We start from the raw sequence: 425 nt of genomic DNA on the forward strand, positions 1-425 counted from the left end.
CATCACCAAGGCGCTGCTGCAATGCGGCGTCGGCTATGTCGGCGGCTATCAAGGCGCGCCGATCAGCCATCTAATGGACGTGCTGGCCGATGCGCAGGACATTCTGGGCGAACTCGGCGTGCATTTCGAAGCCAGCGCTTCGGAAGCCACCGCCACCGCCATGCTGGCCGCCTCGGTGCACTACCCGATCCGCGGTGCCGCAACCTTCAAGTCGACGGTCGGCACCAATGTCGCCTCAGACGCGCTGGCCAATCTCGCCTCCGGCGGCGTCACTGGCGGCGCACTGATCATTGTCGGCGAGGATTATGGCGAAGGCTCCTCGATCATGCAGGAGCGCAGCCACGCCTTCGCCATGAAAAGCCAGGTCTGGCTGCTCGACCCGCGACCGAACCTGCCGTCGATCGTCAAGGCGGTGGAGGACGGTT

1 pseudogene is annotated in these 425 nt (G+C 64.9%); it reads left to right on the forward strand.

From position 1 onward, the window contains the following. Nucleotides 1-425, forward strand: a pseudogene (locus EOB49_RS34755) (indolepyruvate ferredoxin oxidoreductase); the annotation flags it as partial.

The organism is Mesorhizobium sp. M7A.F.Ca.MR.148.00.0.0 (genome assembly GCF_003997735.1).
Lineage (GTDB): Bacteria > Pseudomonadota > Alphaproteobacteria > Rhizobiales > Rhizobiaceae > Mesorhizobium.